This window comes from Streptomyces tyrfis (assembly GCF_037034285.1).
GTDB lineage: Bacteria > Actinomycetota > Actinomycetes > Streptomycetales > Streptomycetaceae > Streptomyces.
The window spans coordinates 1-230 of the sequence record NZ_JBAGJZ010000146.1; the positions used below are offsets into that span (position 1 = coordinate 1).

General features: G+C 69.1%; 1 pseudogene. It reads right to left on the reverse strand.

What is annotated here, in order from left to right:
* Positions 1–230 (reverse strand): annotated as a pseudogene (locus tag WA762_RS35600) (lantibiotic dehydratase); the annotation flags it as partial.

The following is a 230-nucleotide window of genomic DNA, read 5'->3' on the forward strand; positions in this document are numbered from 1 at the left end:
GTGACGGTCAGCTTGGCCTCCGGATCCTTACGCGCCAGCCGCCGCGCGGCCTTGGCCAGGATGTTCACGTACACCGGCGCGTCGAAGTCCACGTAGAACGGACGCGGCTCCGTCGGCGACACCACGAACACATACCGCGGCAGACCCCGCCCGCTCCGCCAGTTCCGCGCCCGCACATACCGCCGGGCCTCGTTCTTCTCCTCCGCGAACCCCAGATCCCCACCCGTGAA